We start from the raw sequence: 20,818 nt of genomic DNA on the forward strand, positions 1-20,818 counted from the left end.
TATGCCTCTGATTCAAATGGGGCTAAAAATTTTAAAGCGAAAATCAATCCTTCTCCTCTTTCTTTTCTAAGATCATCCCATTATCTATATCTAAACTTGGATTCTCCTCTTTGATACGGTTTACGAGTTCAGAAGTAACTTTTGTGTTCCAGAGATAGACTCTTTTCAGACTTTTCATCTGTGACAAAAGAACCAAGGTAGAATCTCCAACAGAGGTATTGTAGAGGTTGACAGATTCAAGATTTTCCAATTGAGAAAGATGGGAAGTGCCTTTATCTGTGATTTCATTATTATCCAGCATCAATCTGGTCAGATTAGGGAAACCGCCTATGATTTCTAGCCAAGAATCTTCTGCCCCAGAACCACCCAAGTCTAACCAAGTGATTTGTTCCTTCGCCAAATCCAAAACTTGAATATTTTCCTTGGCAAGCTTTCCATTTCCAACTACATCCAAAAAATTGTTTCCCCCAGAAAGTGTAGAGACCCTAAATCCTTGCTCCTGCAACTTTCTTAAATCTTCTTCAGAGAGCTGAGCCACTTGAAATTTTTCATAATGAGCCTTCCTTCTAGTTGATAACCCATAAGTATTCTCCAAGAAAGCCTGAATTTCTTCCGGTATACTTTCATCCGTAATAGCAAGCTCAGGAGACATTCCGTTTTCTATCCAAAAATTCAAGAGCATGATTTCTCCATAAGAAAGCCCAGCACCTTTAGGAGGCATGTATTTTCGACTTTTTGGATCTAAAGTAACTCTAACAAAAAGCTCACTTGATTCGGGAGCACCGCTCTCAAAGGCAGGTCCGCTATCTCCTCCTCTTATGAGATCGTCAAGCGAAGTGACATTCAATCCTCCTTTAGGAGACTCTGCATTATGGCAATTCGCACATTTTTGTTGAATTGTGGGGCCTAGAATATGCTCAAAAAGTAAGGTAGAATCAGAATCAGCTGGAAAGGCCAAAGAATCCTGCTCATGATTTGCACTTAGAAAAAGGTCCTGGACAAATTCTGGAGCATAAGTATACAGGTAATTTTCTCCATGGGTCAAGCCTCCTCCCAAATGACCAGTAATCGAGACGCTGATCACAATAGCACCCATAAGTATCCCAAATGATGATTTTCGCTCAAGAATTGCTCTCTCCATTCGATCAATTTTCAATCTTGAAGTGAAGGGAAGGCCTTTCTCACTTTTTTTGAAAAATCCCAACATTAACAAAACAGCACCTACCGAAAGTACCGATACTGCAATTCCCATTATCCGGTGCCAAAAAAGATTATCAGAAGGATAACCCCCTTCTTCCGCTAAAAAGAAACCTAAAATAACAGATACCATTGCAGAAAGTGCTCCAAGAAAAAGTGTTAGTGGTAAAGCATTGAGAAGAAACCGAAATCTTTTTGAAAAGGAAAGCAAAAAAAGAATGGCTGCTAAAAGAAGAAAACCAATTGGTAAATGAACCAAAAGAGAATGAAACCGACCCAAAAAAAGTGTAGTCTCGGATTGTAAAAGGATATACATAAGAGTAAAATTGACTTATTTAAAGATAACAATTTTGTACCTTACCTTACTGTATTACAAAGACTTATTATTAAAGTTCAATAACATCAAGCTCAATGAATTCCAAATTTTTAAGGTTTAACACTTTACTTTTCGCAATTCTCCTTTTGATTTTTTCCTGTAAAAAGGCCGATGAAAACCCTCAATCGCAAGAATCTGACATTTATCTCTGGGAAGATCAAACGGCGGTTTATCTCCCCGAAACTGCTGAATGGACCAATCGAGTAGAAGTTGCAGATTTGAATAAAGACGGGTTGATAGATCTGATTTTTGCCAATGGAGGCAATTATTCTGAGCCGGGTGAGCTCGAGTCAAGCCGAGTGTTCTTAAATCAGGGACCGGATAAACAATTCCTTGAAATTACTGAACAGGTTTTTGGAGATGCAAAATTCTATGCTCGGGTAATTAAAGCCCAAGATTTGAACAAGGACGGATATTTAGATCTGGTAATTGGGAACACCTTTCAATCACAAAGCGAAATTTATTTTGGAACAGAAGAGGGTGATTTTATTCGAAAAACTTCCACACGCCTTCCCGCAATCTTAGCAAGTGTTGGTGATCTTGAATTTGGAGATGTGGATAGTGACGGGGATCTCGACATCATTTTGGCTGATTGGGGACCTGGATCCAACATGGAAAATAAAGGAGGAAGAACCATGCTTTGGTTAAATGATGGAAACGGGAAATTTGAAGATGTCACTTCCTCTCAAATGCCTGATATTCTAATCCAGTTTTCATGGGATTTGGAGTTTATTGATTTCGACAATGACTTCGACTTGGATATTGCTATTTCCTGCAAAAGATGTGGAACAAGCCGGCTATTCGTAAATGATGGAAACGGAAAATTCGAGGATAAACGAATGTTCCCAGCCTACACGAATAATTATGAATTCGAAGCAATGGACATCAACCAAGATGGGTTTTTGGATCTGGTAACAGTCAACGACGGGGAAATAGTAAATCAAATTTCCTGGTCAAGAAAAGAGCATGTTTTTTTGAATGACAGTGCTAAGCAATTCATTGATGCCACCGCTCTGCTTTGGGAAGACCTGGATAATATCGGTGAAGACGATAATAATGTGGCCTTCTTGGATTTTGATTCGGATGGGGACCCTGATTTTATTTTAAGTAGTCTTACCGGAGAAGACCGGCTTTTGGTCAATGATGGAACAGGTAAATTTCAATTAAGGCAAAAAGTACTTTCCGGAGAGGACACCCCACATACCCTTTCTCTAGTATTTGCGGACATAAATAATGACCAGAAAATGGATCTAGTAATGGGACAAGGCGAAGGTGAAAAGGATATTGAAGAGCGAATATTTATAGGAAAAGGAATAAACAAGGACTCTGCAAAACCCATCATCTCCCATTTTGAACTGAAAGGCTTAAATCAGGAAAAATCTGAGATTAGAGCCAGAATCAATGACAATAAAAGCCCGAGTGATTCCGAAGATTGGGAATCTGTATTTGTAAAAGTTAATTCAGAAATAATCCCCATGTATTGGTACGGCGAATATTTATGGAGGGCTCAATTCCAAAATGGAGAAAAAGACGAAAGTATTGAAATATGCGCAACTGATGCAAGCGGAAATCAGACATGCCTGAAGATCCAATAATCAGGTTATTTAGCTTAATATATCCTTTACTACCCTTCCTTCCACATCTGTTAGCCTGAATCTTCTTCCTTGGAATTTGTATGTGAGACGCTCATGATCTAACCCCATCAAATGAAGCAAAGTCGCATTCAAATCATGAACATGAACCGGATCCTCCACAACGTGGTAGCCAAACTCATCGGTTCTCCCATAAGTTAACCCAGCTTTAACCCCTGCACCTGCCAGCAACATGGTATAGGCATCAGGGTGATGGTCTCGACCAAAATTATCCTTGGTTAATTGACCCTGTGAAAAGCATGTTCTTCCAAATTCTCCACCCCATACAACCAGGGTGTCTTCTAACAATCCACGCTGTTTCAAATCCATGATAAGTGCTGCACTTGCTTGGTCTACTTCTTTGGCTCTCTTTCCAATTTCCTTAGGCAAATCACTATGATGATCCCAACCACCATGATAAACCTGAATAAATTTCACACCACGCTCGGCTAGCCTTCTCGCTAGAAGACAATTACTTGCAAAGGTTCCAGGCTTTTTACTATCCTCTCCATATTGTTCATAGATATAGTCAGGCTCTCCTTTTGTATCGACTACTTCAGGAACTGAGGTCTGCATTCGGAAAGCCATTTCGTATTGGGCCATCTTTGCTTTGATCGCAGGATCTTCCCAAAATTCGTAAGCTCCTTCTTGCATTTTTTTCAAATAATCTAGCTGCTCTCTCCGAGCCGATTCAGAAACTCCCGGAGGATTGGTCAAAAACAAAACCGGATCTTTTCCACCACGAAAGCGAACCCCTTGATGTTCTGCAGGCAAAAAAGCACTCGAATACAATCCTGCAAACCCTCCCTCCAAGCCTTCAGTTTTGAGAACAATGAATGCAGGAAGGTTTTCATTATCAGACCCCAAGCCATAACTTATCCAAGAACCAAAAGATGGCCGCCCAGGAAGCTCTGATCCAGTATTTGTAAACATTTGCGCCGGTTCATGTTGAACTGATGCAGTATACATGGATTGAATCTTGCAGAGTTCATCGGTAATCTTTGACATGTGAGGCATCAAATCACTCATCCACATCCCACTTTGACCATGCTGTTTGAAATTCCAACGAGTACCAACTAACGGAAGAGAATTCTGAGCCGATACAGTCCCAGTCACTCTATCCCCTAAAACGCTACCCGGAAGATCCTGCCCATTCATTTTGACGAGCTGAGGTTTAAAATCGAACAGATCTAATTGGGAAGGAGCTCCAGCCATGTAGAGGTAAATGATTCTCTTTGCTTTTGGGACAAAATGAGGTCCGGTAGTAGAGGCAAAAAGTGTGGTTGGATTGAGCAAAGAAGCCAAAGATACCGCACCAATCCCCAGTGAAGTTCTAGTCAAAAATTCTCTCCTTGTCAAAGGCGTATGTATATGATTATGTCCCATGATTACCTTTTCATGTAAGTTTCATCGAAATTATAAATGGAATTTGCCACCACTGCCAATGCAGCAGTTTGGATTTTATCCAACTTTGGGTCTCTTGGTCTTTCCCCTACAGCTAGTAATGAATCGGCTCGAGCAGGGTTTTCTTGGAAATATTTGAAAGCACTTTCATAATGCTCTTTCAAAGTATTCAAAAGCTGATCATTTGGAGTTACCCCTGTCGATAGCCTAAAACTCAGCGCAAGCCTTTCTTCCAATGATTCCTTTTCTTTGATGACACGCTCAGACAAAAATCTCGACGCCTCCACAAATTGAGGTGCATTGAGCAAGTTCAAAGCCTGCAAAGGAGTATTGGTGTTTTCTCTTCTTGTAATACAAATTTCCCGATTTCCGGCATCAAAAGTGACCATAAATGGTGCCGGAGAAAATCTCCTTGAGAAGGTGTACAAGCTCCTTCTGTACAGATTCGCGCTAGTATCTTGTTTGTATTTGTGGAGTTTGAAAGAAAAATCTCCCAACTCTGCCCAAAGGCCTTCTGGCTGGTAAGGTTTCACACTAGGGCCTCCCACCTCTTTATTTAAAATTCCACTTGAAGCCAAAGCATTATCCCGTATAAATTCTGCTGGTAGACGGTAACTGCTAGCTCTTGCATAATACTTGTTTTCTGGATCTGTCTCGTATTTTTCTTGATTAGCAAAGGAGGACTGCTGATAAGTGGCTGACATTACCATTAGCTTCAGCATTTTTCTCAAATCCCAATCGTTCTCCATGAACTCATAAGCCAACCAATCCAAAAGTTCAGGATGAGTTGGTAAATCACCTTGGATTCCAAAATCCTCCGAAGTTTTGACAATCCCTTTTCCAAAAATCATCTGCCAATAGCGATTGATAATTACGCGAGAAGTGAGCGGGTTTTCTGAATTGACAAGCCATTTAGCAAGCCCTAATCGATTTCGGGGATAATCTTCAGGAAAAGGTAAAATATATTCTGGGGTACTAGGCTGAACTTCTTCAAGATATTGATTGTAAATCCCTCGACTCAAAATATAAGTCGGCCGAGGTTTTGGCATATCTTCCATTACCATTACTTCCCGCACAGACCCCAACAAATCTGTCTTCTTTTTTCGCAAGACTCTAATTTCATTTCGAAGATCAATTGCTGATTTCTCTTTTGAAATTAGATGTTCTAGTGCTAAAAACTTTGAAAAAGAACTTTCTTCCAAACCGCCTAAAGTGGCCATTTCAATTGGGGATAATTCCCTATCATACAACTTCACTTCATCCATTGCTCCCCTGTAAATACCAGGGTCAAACGAAAAGAGTCTGTAACTTTTCCCAAGTCTAACCGGAAGCGTATCCAACTTGGATGTGTATTCATGAATTGGAAGAATACTTCGGCTTAACTTATCGGATAAAATGGATAGTTCTTGCTTTCCTCCATCGATAAAGATTGAAATTCCTGAAGCCATTCCTGTCCCATCATAGGTAAATCCAACTTGAGACCAGCGATCAAATTCTACCTGACTCTTTGTAGTCACTTCAATGTAATCATCCGGAAGCCGGTGAATTAGGCGTAGGTTTAGATGATTCATCGAATCGAGAAACATTTCCCATCCCCGATAAAAACTGGCGAAATTTCCGGTATTCCCTATAATATTTTGGATATGCTTTGTTTCTTCTTTTTTTGGATTGATCCAAAGGCTCACACTGAATGGATCATAGAGATCATAAAATCCTGACTTATTTAGACTGACATAATCATAGTCATCATCGAAAGAAACTGCTTTCCCTATTTTCCCTTCAACTAATTCAACCCCCAAAGTTGCCTCAGATATTTTATTCTTATCCAGAATTAATACTTCCTCAAATTCGACTTTCTTTTTCTTTGCCTTTTTGATTGAGTCAATCTTAGCCTTTTCCTTTGGTGACTTTTTCTTATACTCTTCAGCTTCTTCCTCCGCAAATGGATTCATCCGCTTTTCGGGCCGTTTTATTTTTTCGAAAGACTCAAATGAAAAAGCCCCAACTTCATTTTCTATCTTTTTTATTTGGCCGATTTCAGCAACATAATCCTTGATTTCGGAGGCTTGAATCCTCTTTAACTCATTTTCCTTTTCCAGAATTAATTGATCCAGAGAATCCAAGGAATTTTTTTGGGAATCTTCAAAAAGTAGAAGTGTAGGAGGTCGATTGAGATCTGTAGGGCCCAAGCCATATTCATCGATGCTATTGAAAAATGCAGAAAGCTGAAAGAAATTCTTTTGGCTAATAGGATCAAATTTATGATCGTGGCATCTGGCACAACCCATGGTCAAACCCAAAAATGCTGTCCCGGTAGTAGAAGTTCTCTCAGCCACATATTCTACCCGATATTCTTCCGAAACCGAACCTGCAGAAGCCTCCATAGGATTCAATCTGTAAAATGCTGTGGCTAGTCTGTCATCTCTTGAAGCGTTGGGCAATAAATCTCCTGCAACCTGTTTCGTGATGAAATCCCTATGAGACATGTTACTTTTGAAAGCTTCTATCACCCAATCACGGTAAGGCCACATCTCTCGATACCCGTCAAAAGAAACACCATGAGAATCTGAATACCGGGCCACATCCAACCATTCCATAGCCAGACGCTCCGCATGTGCTTGAGAAGCTAAAAGTTTATCGACTACTTTTTCATAAGCATCGGGGGTTTCATCATTTAAAAAATCATCCATTTCTTGGATAGTTGGGGGAAGTCCCGTCAAATCCATGGTGACTCTTCGCAAGAGTCTTTCTTTATCTGCAATTGGATTAGGGGTGAGATTTTGCTGCTGCAGTTCTTTTTGAATAAAATGGTCGATTGGATTATTTCTTTCCCAATCCGAATCCACACTTGGTACTTCAGGAGATTCCACCGGAATAAAAGACCAATGATCTTTCCATTCGGCCCCTTGCTGAACCCATTTAGCGATTGTTGCAATTTCTTTTGGACTTAAAGAAAGATTGGATTCAGGCGGTGGCATAATCGTCTCTGGATCCATGCTAATCATCCGATGAAAGACTTCACTAGAATTTAGATTTCCTTTGACAAAGGCTTTTTTACCCGATGCCAATTTCAAAAAAGCCTCTTCTTCAATATCCAATCTCAATCCGGCTTTTCGAGAACCTTCATCAGGCCCATGACAAGCATAGCATCTATCCGCTAATATGGGTTTGACATGAAAATTGTAATCGATTTGATCTGGAAGATCAGCGTAAGCTATTTCGACTTCTTCTGGAAGTGAAGGTTGACAAGCGACTGTAAAAAGGAGTCCAAAGAGTATTAAAGTGGAAATACAAGCAGTAGACCAATTAAGTGGGTTATAGTTAAAGTTCATAAAAAAATATTTATACTAAATATAGGGATTTATATGTAAAGTGCTGATTTTAAGCCAAATACTTTCCTTCAAAAAATACAATTTTTTATTGCTCCCAATCTCCGAAAAACAAAAAATCCAGACTTCAAAAAGTCTGGATTTCTTTCATTCCTTTAGAATAAAAATTCTAATTGGCGTTGGCAGCAAAATCCTCCACTGCCTTCCAAACTCGGAAAATGTTTTTGTAACATATTTTCTCAATATCCTCCCGAGAATATCCACGCTTTAAAAGCTCAGCGATCAAATTCGGGAACATGGACACATCCTTTAAGCCTGTGGGTAATGAATCCCCTACTCCATCAAAATCAGATCCAAAGCCCACGTGATCAATTCCAACTATACTAACCACATGGTCAATATGATCGGCAACTTTTTGTACAGTTGGAAATGGATTATTTGCTGCTGCATATTCAGCTATATAAGCTTGAGCAGCTGAGTCTCTTCGGCTCAGATTATTTTCTGCAAGCCAATTCACAATATGCTCTCGAACTTTTGCTTGACCTGCAGCATAGGTAGAATCGATAAAACTTCCTCCGAAGTTAATCATCATTACTCCCCCATTTTCAGCCATAGCTTTGATCAGTTCATCGCTCATATTTCGCTCAAAACCAGGGGTGAATTTTCTAGCTGAAGAGTGAGAAGCAATAACCGGTACCTGGGTGATAGCCAATGCATCTTTAAAAGTTTCATCAGAAACATGGCTTAAATCAACCATAATCCCTACCCGATTCATTTCCTTCACCACTTGCTCCCCGTACTCACTCAATCCTCCATATGGCCTCAATGAATCATAACTACTGTCTCCGATCAGATTAGCTTTTCCATGTGTAAGTGTTATGTATCGGATACCTCGTTGATGAAAGTATTCCACATTCTTGATATCATCCTCGAGACCAGCTCCATTTTCCATTCCCATTGGAAGAGAAATCAATCCTTTGGCAAAGTTCGCCTCGATATCTGCCGGGCTGTAGGCCATAGCAAACTTATCAGGGAATGTATTTGCCAATCGTTCAGTCATCATAATCAAGGAATCAGCAAGCGCTTTTGAGGCACCGGGAATTTGCTGATTGCCAGCAGGAATATAAATGGACATAAAAGGCGCATCCAATCCACCTTCTTTCGATCTTGGATAATCGAAGTTTCCATCAGGCGTACGGACTGATACATCCAAAATTTCTCGTTGAAGGGTAAACCCTCCAACCTTCATTCGATAAGGAAGGTCAACGTGACCATCCACCATAATAGTTTGATGAGCGATTTCTTTTGCTGCTGCCAAGCGCTCTTCATCACTCATTTGAGTGTAATCAATAGCCTCTTCAGGGGAATTACAGGCGATTAGTAATCCTAGAAAAAGACCTGGAATCAAAAATTTTTTCATAGATGCGGATAATTATCGTCTTGAATATAACAGCTTTAGCGCACACAAGAATTAGAAATCCACAAACGGTAATAACTTAAAATATAGATTCCGAACATTTCCCGTAGCTGTCTTTTTTCACTTTTAAAAAATTTGGATAGAACTTAAACAAAACACTAGAAACAGGATTTTATTTGGTGAAAGATATTTACGAACTTTGAAAGAAAGTTTGAAAAATCTAAACCTCATGAATATGAAAACTGGAATAAAATTTAGCCTTTTGGGATTAGCTGCTGGAGTAGTTTTTGCTCAATGTACTCCTCAAAAATCTACTGAAACAGAGGAATCGGTCATCGTAGAAGAAATTAAAACTCCCAGCCTAACCTTGGTTTGGGAAACACCTGCTACTTTGGAAACTGTGGAGTCAGTATTATTTGACGAATCCACTGGGAAAATCTACACTTCCAATATCATCGGTCAAGATCCTTTGGAAAAGGATGGAAAGGGTTCTATTTCTATCATCGGAACTGATGGAAGTATCATCGAGCAAGACTGGGTAACTGGCTTAAATGCTCCTAAAGGGATGGCCATTTCAAATGGTCATTTGTATGTGACTGATATTGATGAATTGGTCGAGATCAACCTTGAATCAGGCGAAATCACGAACAAATGGGCGGTGGAAGGAGCTCAATTCCTAAATGATGTAGCAGCTCATGATGGAGTGGTTTATTTCACAGACATGAATACCGGAAAGGTCCATAGCTACCAAAATGGAAGCATTTCCACTGTTTCTGAAGGTCATACTTCTATCAATGGAATCGCTGTTGCGAATGATGGCACCATCTATGGTTTGGATGAAAGCGGCTTGAAGAAATGGAATGCTGACGGAAGCACTACGATTGTAAATGATGAAGTAACTGGAGGAGACGGATTGGTGATTTTGGGAAATGACAATTTTGTGGCTTCCAGATGGGCTGGTGAAATCTGGTTTGTATCACCTGATGGCGCTACTAAGATGCTCGACACCAAAGAAGCTGAATCCAACACAGCTGATATCGGATTCAATCCTTCTGAAAACATCGTTTACGTTCCAACCTTCTTTAAAAACAAGGTAGCTGCGTATAAATTAGACTATTAATCAGTCAAAGAATTTAGCTTCAAAGCCTGCAATTATTGCAGGCTTTTTTTATATCACCAAAAACATCCTTTGGTGGAAGCAAAAGTGTGATTTAGCTTTTTTAATACTATTTCTGCCTATTAGTGCTTAACTTGTAGGAATAATAATTTCTCAAACCAGCATTAACGCTATTTTATGAGTACATCAAAGCCAATCAATCACGAACTGGAGAAAAATATGGAAGTAATCTCCCAGTTGGATGACATCGTCGGTGAAGCGGTAGATACCATTCTTGTTGATCCCGATGACTGTTGGCAACCTTCAGATTTTCTTCCAGATTTTCAAAACCCAGAAGTTTTCGAAGAAGTAAAATTACTTCAAAAAAGAGCAGAAGGAATCCCTGACACGGTTTTGACTTCCCTAATCGGAAATATGATCACGGAAGAAGCACTTCCTTCCTATCAGACTTACTTCAACCTTTTGGAAGGCATCAATGATGAAAGATCATTGCTCAATCCTTCAGGCTGGGTGCGTTGGTCAAAATCATGGACTGCTGAAGAAAACAGACATGGGGATTTGCTGAACAAATACCTATACCTCACAGGCCGGGTGGATATGAACGCTGTAGAACGCACTATCCACCGATTGATCACGAATGGTTTTGATCCGAAATCAGAATCAGATCCATATCAGGCCATGATTTATACAAGTTTTCAGGAAAGAGCCACCAAGATTTCCCATGTGAATACGGGGAAATTGGCTGATAAAGCTGGAGATCATGTACTTTCAAAAATCTGTAAAACCATTGCAGGCGACGAAGCAAGACATGAAAAAGCCTATAAAACTTTCATGTCAAAGATTTTCGAAATCGACCCTAGTGGTGCTATTCTAGCTTTTGAAAAAATGATGCGAAAGCAAATCGTAATGCCAGCCGTTTTGATGGGCCAAGGTGGAAGTAACCCTTCTCTTTTCGAACAATTCTCTGCTATTACCCAAAAGGTTGGGATTTATACAGGTTGGGATTATGCAAGAATTATCCAACACTTGGTTGACCATTGGAAAATCGAAGCATTGACAGGACTTAATGATGTGGCCGCAAAAGCCCAGGATTATTTATCCAACCTAGCTGACCGCTACATGCGCTTGGCTGACAGGATGAAAGCTCCTGATGAAGTCCAACTTGCTTGGTTAAAATAAACCACGGTCCTTCCTTTTAGGGAAGGACTTTTTTATTCCAAATTATCCTTCTTATGAAAAAATTATTAATCCTAGGATTTACTTTTTCCTTACTCATTTCATTTCAATCAATTGCTCAGCAATTAAAAGTCAACGCTGATAGACTTCATGAAAGCTTGATGACGCTATCCACCTTTGGCAAAAATGCACAAGGAGGTTCTGATCGGGTAGCTTTCTCAGAATTTGATATTCAAGGACGGGAATACGTCATGGGCTTGATGAAGGAAGCAGGGCTAGATATTTCTATTGATTTTGCAGGAAATATTATTGGAAAAAGAGCTGGTCAGAACCCAAATCTCAAGCCAATCGCCTTTGGTTCTCATATTGATGAGGTGCCTAACGGGGGTGACTACGACGGCCCCGTTGGATCATTGAGTGCGATTGAAGTGATCAAAACATTACAAGAAAACTCCATCACAACCCAGCATCCCTTGGAAGTGATCATCTTCACCAATGAGGAAGGCGGTGTAATCGGAAGCAGAGCTTTGGTTGGTTCACTAAGCGAGGAAGCTCTTCAAGTAGTAAGTAATGCAGGGATCACCCAATATGAAGGAATCAAAAAACTAGGAGGAGATCCAGATCGAATTCAAGAAGTAGCCCGGAAAGCCGGTGATCTTGCAGTATTTTTGGAGCTACATATTGAACAAGGAGCCAATCTATACAATGAAAAGCTTGATATTGGCGTAGTCGAAGGAATTGTTGCCATCGAATGGTGGGAATTCACTTTTAAAGGATTTGCCAACCATGCGGGAACTACCCCCATGAATCTACGGCAAGACCCCATGCTTCCTGCAGCCAAATTCATTCTTGCCGTGAATGAAACCATCCGAGCCATTGAAGGTCGCCAAGTAGGAACAGTTGGAAAAATTGAAGCATTCCCCGGAGCAGGAAATGTGATTCCTGCAGAGGTAAAATTGAATCTGGAAATGCGGGATTTGTCATCTGAAAAGATTTGGGACATTTATCGGAGTCTTGAAAAGCAAGCCTTCCAATTCGCTGAAGAATACAATGTGGAGCTAGATATCCGTCACATTGATGTAGCATCCACACCAGCTTTGGCAGATCCAGAAGTTCGGAAAGTCATTCAATCTAGCGCTGAGTCTTTAGGCTTATCAACTCTCAGTCTTCCAAGTGGAGCAGGACATGATGCTCAAGAAATAGCTCGAATCGCCCCGATGGGAATGATTTTTATTCCAAGCAAAGATGGCATAAGCCATTCTCCTCAGGAGTTTTCTACCAAAGAAGATATTGCCAATGGCGCCAATGTCCTTTTGAATACCATTTTGACACTAGACCAAAAATTTCCCTGAATTTTCTGTCACAAAAGCTGAACTTTCTATGATATTTCAGGATTACATGTCTATACACGAATTAAGATCTAATGCTTATGACTCTTCGATCCATAAAAAAAATACATGGCGCAGAATATCGCCCAATAGCTGATTTGATCACTTACAGCCCGATGCCTACCCGGAGCTTAGATATGATCGATCCTTTTCTATTTCTGAATCATCATGGGTTCCAAACCTATCCTGCTAATAATAGAGGCTTACCTTTTGGCCCCCATCCTCATCGAGGAATGGAAACCGTCACTTTCATTTTAGAGGGAGACATTATGCATAAAGATTCTTCTGGTCATGAATCTGTGATCGAGGCAGGAGGAGTTCAATACATGACAGCTGGAAAAGGTCTCATCCATGCAGAAGTTTCTAGCTCAGAATTCAAAAAGAAGGGAGGAGATCTTGAAATTTTGCAGCTTTGGTTGAATTTGCCAGCAGCTAAGAAAATGGTTGCTCCCCACTATTTGGGTTTGCAAAAAGAAGAAATTCCAACATTGGAACTGGATGAAGGTAAAGTAAAAATTCAGCACCTATTTGGAGAATGGAATGGAGTTTCTGGAGCATTTGAAGGAAATTTCCCTGTTAGCTTAAGTACTATCTATCTCGATGAGGGAGGAAAATTCGAAAAGGAAATCCCTGCGGCTGAGAATATCTTCTTTTACATTGTCCGAGGAAAAATAAATGTGAATGGACAAAGCGTTCCTTTCCGAAACTTGGTTGAATTCTCAAATGAAGGTTCAACGTTGAAAGTGAAAGCAGAGGAAGATTCTGTGGTGATTCTAGGTCATGCACTACCATTCAATGAGCCTGTAGTTGCTCAAGGACCATTTGTCATGAATACCGAGCAGCAGATTTATGAAGCTTACCAAGACTATCAAACCGGGAAATTCGGTTCGTGGAATGGTTAAGAATCGATAATATCCTGAGAAATCTGCCTATAAATTTCGGCAAGCTGTTCATTATAATTTAGAAAACGGTGATGCTCTTCCAAGGTCTCGTAATCTTCTCGGATTGCGGGACCTGTTTGAGCTTTTTTCGCTCCAATCTGCAAACTTTTTGAAATTGTTTCCACGATCAGGGGTTTCAACATTTCGAAGTCCAAACCTTGCCTTTGCATCAATTCCTCAGCAATTCGAATCATATGATTCGTAAAATTGCTTGCAAAAACGGCTGCGATATGCACTGCCTTTCTGTCTTTGGATCGAACAGTATAAATATGATGAGAAAGGCTTTTGGCTAATTTTTTAAGGATTTTCAAGATTTCCTGATCATCAGATTCCAATAAAAAAGACACTTCCGAAATATCCATTTTTTGCCCTGCAGTAAAAGATTGGAGGGGATAAAAAATGCCTGTATAAGTAGCCGAGCTATAGTTCAAAATATCCAAAGGAAGAGATCCGGATGTATGCACCAAAATACTCTCATCAGGTAATATTACCGCATCAGCAACCTCTGGAATCGCATCATCTTTAACAGCTAATATGAAAATCTGAGCTTCGCTTTCAGAAAAATCTAAATCATCCTTGGGGTTGGCTGTATAAAGTCGCTCCGTCACCCTTTTTGCATGATCTATATTGCGAGAATAGACCTCTGTGATTTGATGTCCGGCATTCTCCAAAGCAGGAGCCAAATGCCATGCGACATTACCAGCTCCCAAAAATGCTATCTTATAAGTCATGAATGAATTAAATCATTTTTGGTAGAAAATAAAAAAGCCAAATCCGGTAATGGAAATGGCTTTCAATTTATAGAAAACATCAATTTAAATATGCAGGGCTCGATTTTCTGTCGCAGCCAAACAAGCTTCTTTAAATGCTTCTGTATAGGTTGGATGGGCGTGAGACATGCGAGCGATATCTTCTGCTGATGCACGATACTCCATAGCTACGACCGCTTCCGCAATCATATCAGCTGTTCTTGGACCAATCATGTGCACACCTAGAATTTCATCAGTTTCTGCATCTGCCAGCACCTTCACCAATCCATCGGTATCCATAGATGCTCTAGCACGACCAGATGCCATGAATGGGAATTTACCAACTTTATATTTTCGACCACTTTCTTTTAACTGCTCTTCGGTATATCCGACTGATGCTACTTCTGGCCAAGTGTAAACTACTCCAGGAATAAGGAGATAATTGATATGAGGCTTTTGACCTGCGATAGTTTCAGCTACAAATACGCCTTCCTCTTCAGCTTTATGAGCCAACATAGCCCCCTTAATCACATCTCCAATCGCATAGATATGTGGGACAGAAGTCTGAAGATGGTCATTAACTTCTACCTGGCCTCTTTCATTGATTTTTACTCCTGCTGCTTCAGCATTCAATCCATCTGTATAAGGTCTGCGACCGATGGAAACCAAAACATAATCCCCTTTCAATTCAACATTCTCACCTTTACTATTTTCAGCAGTGACAACTACCTCCTTGCCTTTATTTTCAACCGCAGTGACTTTGTGCTTGAGATAAAAATCAAAACCAAGTTTCTTAAGTGACTTTTGCAATTCCTTACCCATGGTTTTATCCATAGAAGGGATCAAGGAATCCAAATATTCTACCACTGAAACCTTAGCTCCCATTCGGCCATAAACAGAACCCAATTCCATTCCAATTACTCCCCCACCGATCACGATCAAATGCTTAGGAATCTCTTTCAGCTTTAATGCTTCAGTAGAGGTAATAATTCGTTCCTTATCGATTTTAATAAAAGGTAATGAAGCAGGTTTCGAACCAGTAGCAATGATGATATTCTTTCCTTGGATTTGCTCCTCGCTACCATCTGCTTTAGTCACCTTAATGGTATTCGCATCGACAAATGAACCAACTCCTTGATGAACATCAATTTTATTCTTCTTCATCAAATATTGAATCCCATCCACATTTTGCTTAACCACATCCTCCTTTCGAGCGATCATTTGCTTCAAATCAACTTTGAGGTTTGAAAGATTGATACCGTGGGTTTTAAATGTATGCAGGGCATTGTGGTAATGCTCGGAAGAATCCAATAGAGCCTTAGAAGGAATACAGCCCACATTTAGACAAGTACCTCCAAGGGTTGGATATTTTTCAATAATGGCAGTTTTCATCCCCAACTGAGCACCTCTGATAGCCGCTACATATCCACCGGGTCCTGAGCCAATTACTATTAAGTCGTACATTTTTTATAGATTTAAGACACTAGAAACAAGATCTGGCTTCCAGCTAAATAAATGGGCTTGATATTTTTTTACCCTCGTATTTCGTAATTCGTCAATCGTATTTCTTCTTACACTCCAAAAAGAAGCCGCTCAGGCTCTTCAAGAAGCTGCTTCACTCGTACCAAGAAGCTCACGGATTCTCTTCCATCAATGATGCGGTGATCATAAGATAAAGCCACATACATCATCGGTAGAATTTTCACTTCTCCATTTACAGCCATAGGACGCTGTACAATATTGTGCATACCCAAAATCGCAGACTGAGGAGCATTAATGATCGGAGTAGACATCATAGAACCGAATACACCTCCGTTTGTAATCGTGAAGGTTCCACCTGTCATTTCCTCGATGGACAATTTATTGTCACGGGCTTTAGTCGCAAGCCTAACCACTTCCTTCTCGATTTGGTCGAAACTCAATCCTTCTGCATTGCGAATTACAGGAACAACCAATCCTTTTGGAGCAGATACTGCAATAGAAATATCACAGTAATCGTGATAAACAATCTCGTTACCGTCAATTTTCGCATTTACTGCTGGCCATTCCTGCAAGGCTACGCAAACAGCCTTGGTAAAGAATGACATAAAGCCCAGTCCGACACCGTGCTTTTCCTTAAATAGCTCCTTGTATTTAGATCGAAGATCCATGATCGGCTTCATGTTAACTTCGTTGAAAGTAGTCAACATAGCCGTTTCATTTTTCACAGCAACCAAACGTCGGGAAACTGTTCGGCGAAGTGAAGACATCTTCTCACGCTTTTCATCTCGTGAGCCAGCTACTCGAATAGCTGATTGAGCTGCAGGCTCCTCTTTTTTCTCTTGTTTTGCAACAGCTGGAGCTTGTTTTTGAGCAGCTTGAGCATCTTCTTTTGTGATACGACCGTCTTTTCCACTTCCCTTCACTTCCTCTGGATTGATTCCTTTTTCCGCCAAAATCTTAGAAGCAGCTGGTGAAGCATGGCCTGTGGCGTAAGATTCCATAGAAGAAGTTGAAGCAGCAGCCGGAGTGGTAGATGGAGCTTCAGAGCTAGTAGCTGCTGGCTTTCCTTCCATCACCTCAATTTTACAAATCAATCCACCAATCTCGAGAGTCTCACCCTCTTGAGCTACATGTCTCAAAATTCCGGTTGCTTCTGCAGGCAATTCAAATGTTGCTTTGTCAGAATCAACCTCAGCAATGATATCATCCAATTCCACAAAGTCTCCATCTGCCTTTAGCCAGTTGGCCAAGGTCACTTCAGTTATGGATTCTCCAACTGTAGGAACTACCATTTCTTTCACCTCTCCTGTAGCTTTTGGAGCAGCAGATCCAGAACCTGCTTCTGATGGAGCAGCAGCACTTGGCTTTTCAGTAGCAACACCACTAGTAGACTCCTCGATGACACAAATCACCGCACCAATTTCCAGTGCATCACCTTCCTCAGCCTTAATTCGGAGTGTTCCCGCGGCTTCCGCCGGTAGTTCAAATGTTGCTTTATCAGATTCTAATTCACACAGCACTTCGTCCATTTCGACTTGGTCACCGTCCTTTTTAAACCATTGACCCACTGTCACTTCTGTGATGGATTCTCCAACGGCCGGAACTTTGATTTCTTTGCTCATGAGATTTTTGTTTAAGCTTTTACCTTTCGGTCAAAGCATCACTATGATTATTCTGGATTGATTTAAAATTTAAGTGCTCGGGATACAATATTTTTTTGTTCCTCCACATGGACTTTATTGTAACCTGTAGCTGGAGAGGCAGAAACTTTTCTAGCAATTAACTCCAAGTTCAACTCCTTGTAAAGTAAGCGAAGTAGGTAAGTCCAATAGCCCATATTTTCAGGTTCTTCCTGTACCCAAACCAATTCTGCGTTCTTGTAAGGCTTCAAAGCCTCCATGATTTGCTTCTTAGGAAGTGGATAAATTTGCTCGATCCGGATGATGGCTACATTATCGATTTTCTCCTTTTCTCTTACCTCTTCAAGATCATAGTAAATCTTACCTGTACACAGGATAACACGCTTAACCTTCTTCGGATCGGCGGAAGAATCGGTAATGATTTCTCTGAAGTTTCCTGAAGTAAATTCCTCAATTGGAGACATAACCTTAGGATGACGCAAGAGAGATTTTGGAGACATGACAACACATGGCTTTCTAAATTCCCAAGTCAACTGTCTTCTCAACAAGTGGAAGAAGTTGGATGGGGTCGTAATATTTGCTACCACCATGTTGTATTCAGCAGAAAGTTGTAAGAAACGCTCTGGTCTTGCATTGGAGTGCTCAGGACCCTGTCCTTCATATCCATGAGGAAGAAGCATGACGATACCGTTTTGCTTTCTCCATTTTGATTCGCCGGAAGAAATAAACTGGTCAATCATGGTTTGGGCACCATTTGCGAAGTCTCCGAACTGTGCTTCCCAAATAGTTAAGGAATTTGGATTTGCCATGGCATATCCATATTCAAATCCTAGAACAGCATATTCTGAAAGCAAGGAATTATAAATGTAGAATTGCCCTTTTCGCTCTGGCATTTCACGAAGCGAATTGTAAGGCTGATTCGTATTCGCATCATGGATGACAGCATGTCGGTGAGAGAAAGTACCTCTTTGTACATCTTGTCCGGTCAATCGAACTGTTTTTCCTTCCAAAAGAAGTGACCCATAAGCCAAAAGTTCTGCAGCGGCCCAGTTCAAGCTCTTTGACTCAAAGAACATTTCTTTGCGTTGCTTCATCTGAACCTCGATCTGCTTGATCGCTTTGAAGCCTTTTGGTATGGTAGTCAAGGCCTGCGCAACAGTATCGATTGCCTCAGTAGAAATGCCTGTTTCAGGAGATTTTTCAAAATCCTCCGGATTAGAGTGACGGAGATTTCCCCATTCTCTTTCAAATTTTGTCAAGTGGTAAGGAAGTGGTTTTTCCTTCACCATATTCAAGCGATCCTGAAGGAGCTTTCTAAACTCCTTATCCATTTGCTTCGCAATCTTAGCGTCAATATCCCCACGCTCGGTCAACTTCTTAATGTAAACCTCTCTTGGGTTTGGATGCTTCGAAATAATATTATAAAGTTCCGGTTGCGTGAATTTCGGTTCGTCAGATTCATTATGTCCATGACGACGATAACAAACCATATCAACGAAAATATCCCTCCCGAATTTTTGTCTAAATTCAGCAGCCAATTTCGCGGCAAACACTACAGCTTCAGCATCATCCCCATTTACGTGGATTACCGGGGCATCAATGATTTTAGCTACGTCTGTACAATAAATTGAAGATCGGGCATCATCAAAATCAGTAGTAAAACCAACCTGATTATTGATGACAAAATGAATGGTTCCACCGGTATTGTAGCCTTTCAAACCTGCCATCTGAGTGACCTCATAGACTATTCCTTGGCCTGCAACAGCTGCATCACCATGAATCAAAATAGGAAGCGCTTTCTTAGCATCTCCTTGATGCTCAGAATCAATTTTGGCTCGAATGAATCCTTCTACTACCGGGTTAACAGCTTCTAAGTGAGATGGGTTTGGAGCTAATTTCAGGTGAATTTTATTGTCATCAGGAGTAACAATATCAGAGGAATATCCCATATGATATTTTACGTCTCCGTCACCCATTGTTAGATCAGGCTTCGCCGTCCCTTCAAATTCAGAGAAAATTTGTTCGTAGGTTTTACCCATGATATTGGCCAGGACATTCAATCGTCCTCGGTGAGCCATACCAATCATAACTTCCTCTGCTCCCAAATTTGCAGCGGCATTAATAACAGCATCCAAGAATGGAATAGTACTTTCTCCCCCTTCTAGTGAAAAACGCTTTTGTCCCAAGTATTTGGTATGCAAGAAGTTTTCGAAAACAACGGCCTGATTTAATTTGAAAAGAATCCGCTTTTTCTCTTCTGGAGAAGGATTAAATGCCAAGGCTTCTTTCTCTACCTTGGTTTTAAACCAATCCAACATTTCCGGGTCCCGAATATTGAGATATTCAAATCCCATAGATCCCTCATAAATAGTTTTGAGGGCAGCAATAATATCTGAAAGTTTTGCTGGACCAATTCCTATTTCCTTACCTGCTTGAAATTCAGTGGACATATCCTCCGGTCCTAATCCGAAATCCTGCGGATCAATTAAGGCTTTTCTATCTCTTCTTTCCCGAACAGGGTTGGTTTTAGAGCGTAAATGTGCTCTAGATCGATGAGCATGAATCAAAGCTCTAACTTTAATCTCCTTCGGCAATTGCTCCATGTCCATGATGGTTCCAGGAGTTGCCAAAGCGCCATTCTTGGAAGGAGATGGAGCAGAAACAGCTACCGCTGAAGGCCCGTCTTCGCTTTCCCCATATTGGGTTAAAGCAAAATCGAAACCCTCAAAAAACTCTTTCCAACTTTGGTCAATAGATTCAGGATCAGATTTATAGGATGCGTACAACTCATCGATGTATGATAAGTGAGCGTTTGCAATGAAGGAAAATTTATCCATGGTTATTTTGTCTATGCACAACAAAACTAACCTGAATATATTGTTAAAAAAAATTGGATATTTGCTTATCCAAATATTAGCATAAAAAATAATAGCGGTGTTGAACACCGCTATTATTCAAATAATTATAGATG

General features: G+C 40.5%; 13 protein-coding genes. 5 read left to right on the plus strand and 8 right to left on the minus strand.

Translation table 11 applies throughout. From position 1 onward, the window contains the following. Positions 1-43: 43 nt before the first annotated feature. Positions 44-1,513, minus strand: coding sequence for a c-type cytochrome domain-containing protein (locus NY014_RS08955; RefSeq protein WP_259414259.1), 1,470 nt, complete (start codon positions 1,511-1,513; stop codon positions 44-46). A 95-nt stretch (positions 1,514-1,608) separates the two neighbouring features. Between NY014_RS08955 and NY014_RS08960 the strand changes: the two genes are divergently transcribed. Continuing rightward, positions 1,609-3,168 carry an FG-GAP repeat domain-containing protein gene (locus tag NY014_RS08960; protein ID WP_259414260.1) on the plus strand — a complete coding sequence of 520 codons (1,560 nt, stop codon included), beginning with the start codon at positions 1,609-1,611 and terminating at the stop codon, positions 3,166-3,168. Positions 3,169-3,177: 9 nt separating this feature from the next. Here NY014_RS08960 and NY014_RS08965 read toward each other — a convergent pair whose 3' ends face one another. The 3 genes from NY014_RS08965 to NY014_RS08975 all read right to left on the minus strand — a co-directional run bounded on the left by NY014_RS08965 (position 3,178) and on the right by NY014_RS08975 (position 9,357). Beyond that, positions 3,178-4,590: a DUF1501 domain-containing protein gene (locus NY014_RS08965; RefSeq protein ID WP_259414261.1), complete on the minus strand. Its 1,413-nt coding sequence runs from the start codon at positions 4,588-4,590 to the stop codon at positions 3,178-3,180. Positions 4,591-4,592: 2 nt separating this feature from the next. Beyond that, a complete protein-coding gene (locus tag NY014_RS08970; protein ID WP_259414262.1) occupies positions 4,593-7,940 on the minus strand; it encodes a DUF1553 domain-containing protein in 3,348 nt (1,115 codons plus the stop codon). Positions 7,941-8,106: 166 nt separating this feature from the next. Further along, positions 8,107-9,357 (minus strand): dipeptidase, encoded by a 1,251-nt coding sequence (locus NY014_RS08975; RefSeq protein ID WP_259414263.1) that lies wholly within the window; start codon positions 9,355-9,357, stop codon positions 8,107-8,109. Between the two features lie 232 nt (positions 9,358-9,589). Here NY014_RS08975 and NY014_RS08980 point away from each other — a divergent pair, with 232 nt between their 5' ends. The 4 genes from NY014_RS08980 (at position 9,590) to NY014_RS08995 (ending at position 13,937) form a co-directional block, all read left to right on the plus strand. Further along, positions 9,590-10,474: an SMP-30/gluconolactonase/LRE family protein gene (locus NY014_RS08980; RefSeq protein ID WP_259414264.1), complete on the plus strand. Its 885-nt coding sequence runs from the start codon at positions 9,590-9,592 to the stop codon at positions 10,472-10,474. Between the two features lie 174 nt (positions 10,475-10,648). Further along, complete coding sequence (locus NY014_RS08985; protein ID WP_259414265.1) at positions 10,649-11,650, plus strand: acyl-ACP desaturase; 1,002 nt, start codon at positions 10,649-10,651, stop codon at positions 11,648-11,650. 53 nt (positions 11,651-11,703) lie between these two features. Next, the gene (locus NY014_RS08990; protein ID WP_259414266.1) at positions 11,704-12,999 is read left to right on the plus strand and encodes a Zn-dependent hydrolase; all 1,296 of its coding nucleotides are present in this window, start codon (positions 11,704-11,706) and stop codon (positions 12,997-12,999) included. 77 nt (positions 13,000-13,076) lie between these two features. Then, positions 13,077-13,937, plus strand: coding sequence for a pirin family protein (locus NY014_RS08995; protein WP_259414267.1), 861 nt, complete (start codon positions 13,077-13,079; stop codon positions 13,935-13,937). Here NY014_RS08995 and NY014_RS09000 read toward each other — a convergent pair. The 4 genes from NY014_RS09000 to NY014_RS09015 all read right to left on the minus strand — a co-directional run bounded on the left by NY014_RS09000 (position 13,934) and on the right by NY014_RS09015 (position 20,684). Continuing rightward, a complete protein-coding gene (locus NY014_RS09000) occupies positions 13,934-14,707 on the minus strand; it encodes a Rossmann-like and DUF2520 domain-containing protein (RefSeq protein WP_259414268.1) in 774 nt (257 codons plus the stop codon). The genes NY014_RS08995 and NY014_RS09000 overlap by 4 nt on opposite strands. A gap of 84 nt (positions 14,708-14,791) precedes the next feature. Beyond that, positions 14,792-16,189, minus strand: a complete 1,398-nt coding sequence (gene lpdA / locus NY014_RS09005; protein WP_259414269.1) for a dihydrolipoyl dehydrogenase — start codon at positions 16,187-16,189, stop codon at positions 14,792-14,794. 107 nt (positions 16,190-16,296) lie between these two features. Continuing rightward, positions 16,297-17,829: a 2-oxoglutarate dehydrogenase complex dihydrolipoyllysine-residue succinyltransferase gene (odhB, locus tag NY014_RS09010; protein WP_259414270.1), complete on the minus strand. Its 1,533-nt coding sequence runs from the start codon at positions 17,827-17,829 to the stop codon at positions 16,297-16,299. A gap of 62 nt (positions 17,830-17,891) precedes the next feature. Next, entirely contained in the window at positions 17,892-20,684 is a 2,793-nt protein-coding gene (locus NY014_RS09015; protein WP_259414271.1) for a 2-oxoglutarate dehydrogenase E1 component, read from the minus strand. Between the last annotated feature and the right edge of the window lie 134 nt (positions 20,685-20,818).

The organism is Algoriphagus limi (genome assembly GCF_024919275.1).
Classification (GTDB): domain Bacteria; phylum Bacteroidota; class Bacteroidia; order Cytophagales; family Cyclobacteriaceae; genus Algoriphagus; species Algoriphagus limi.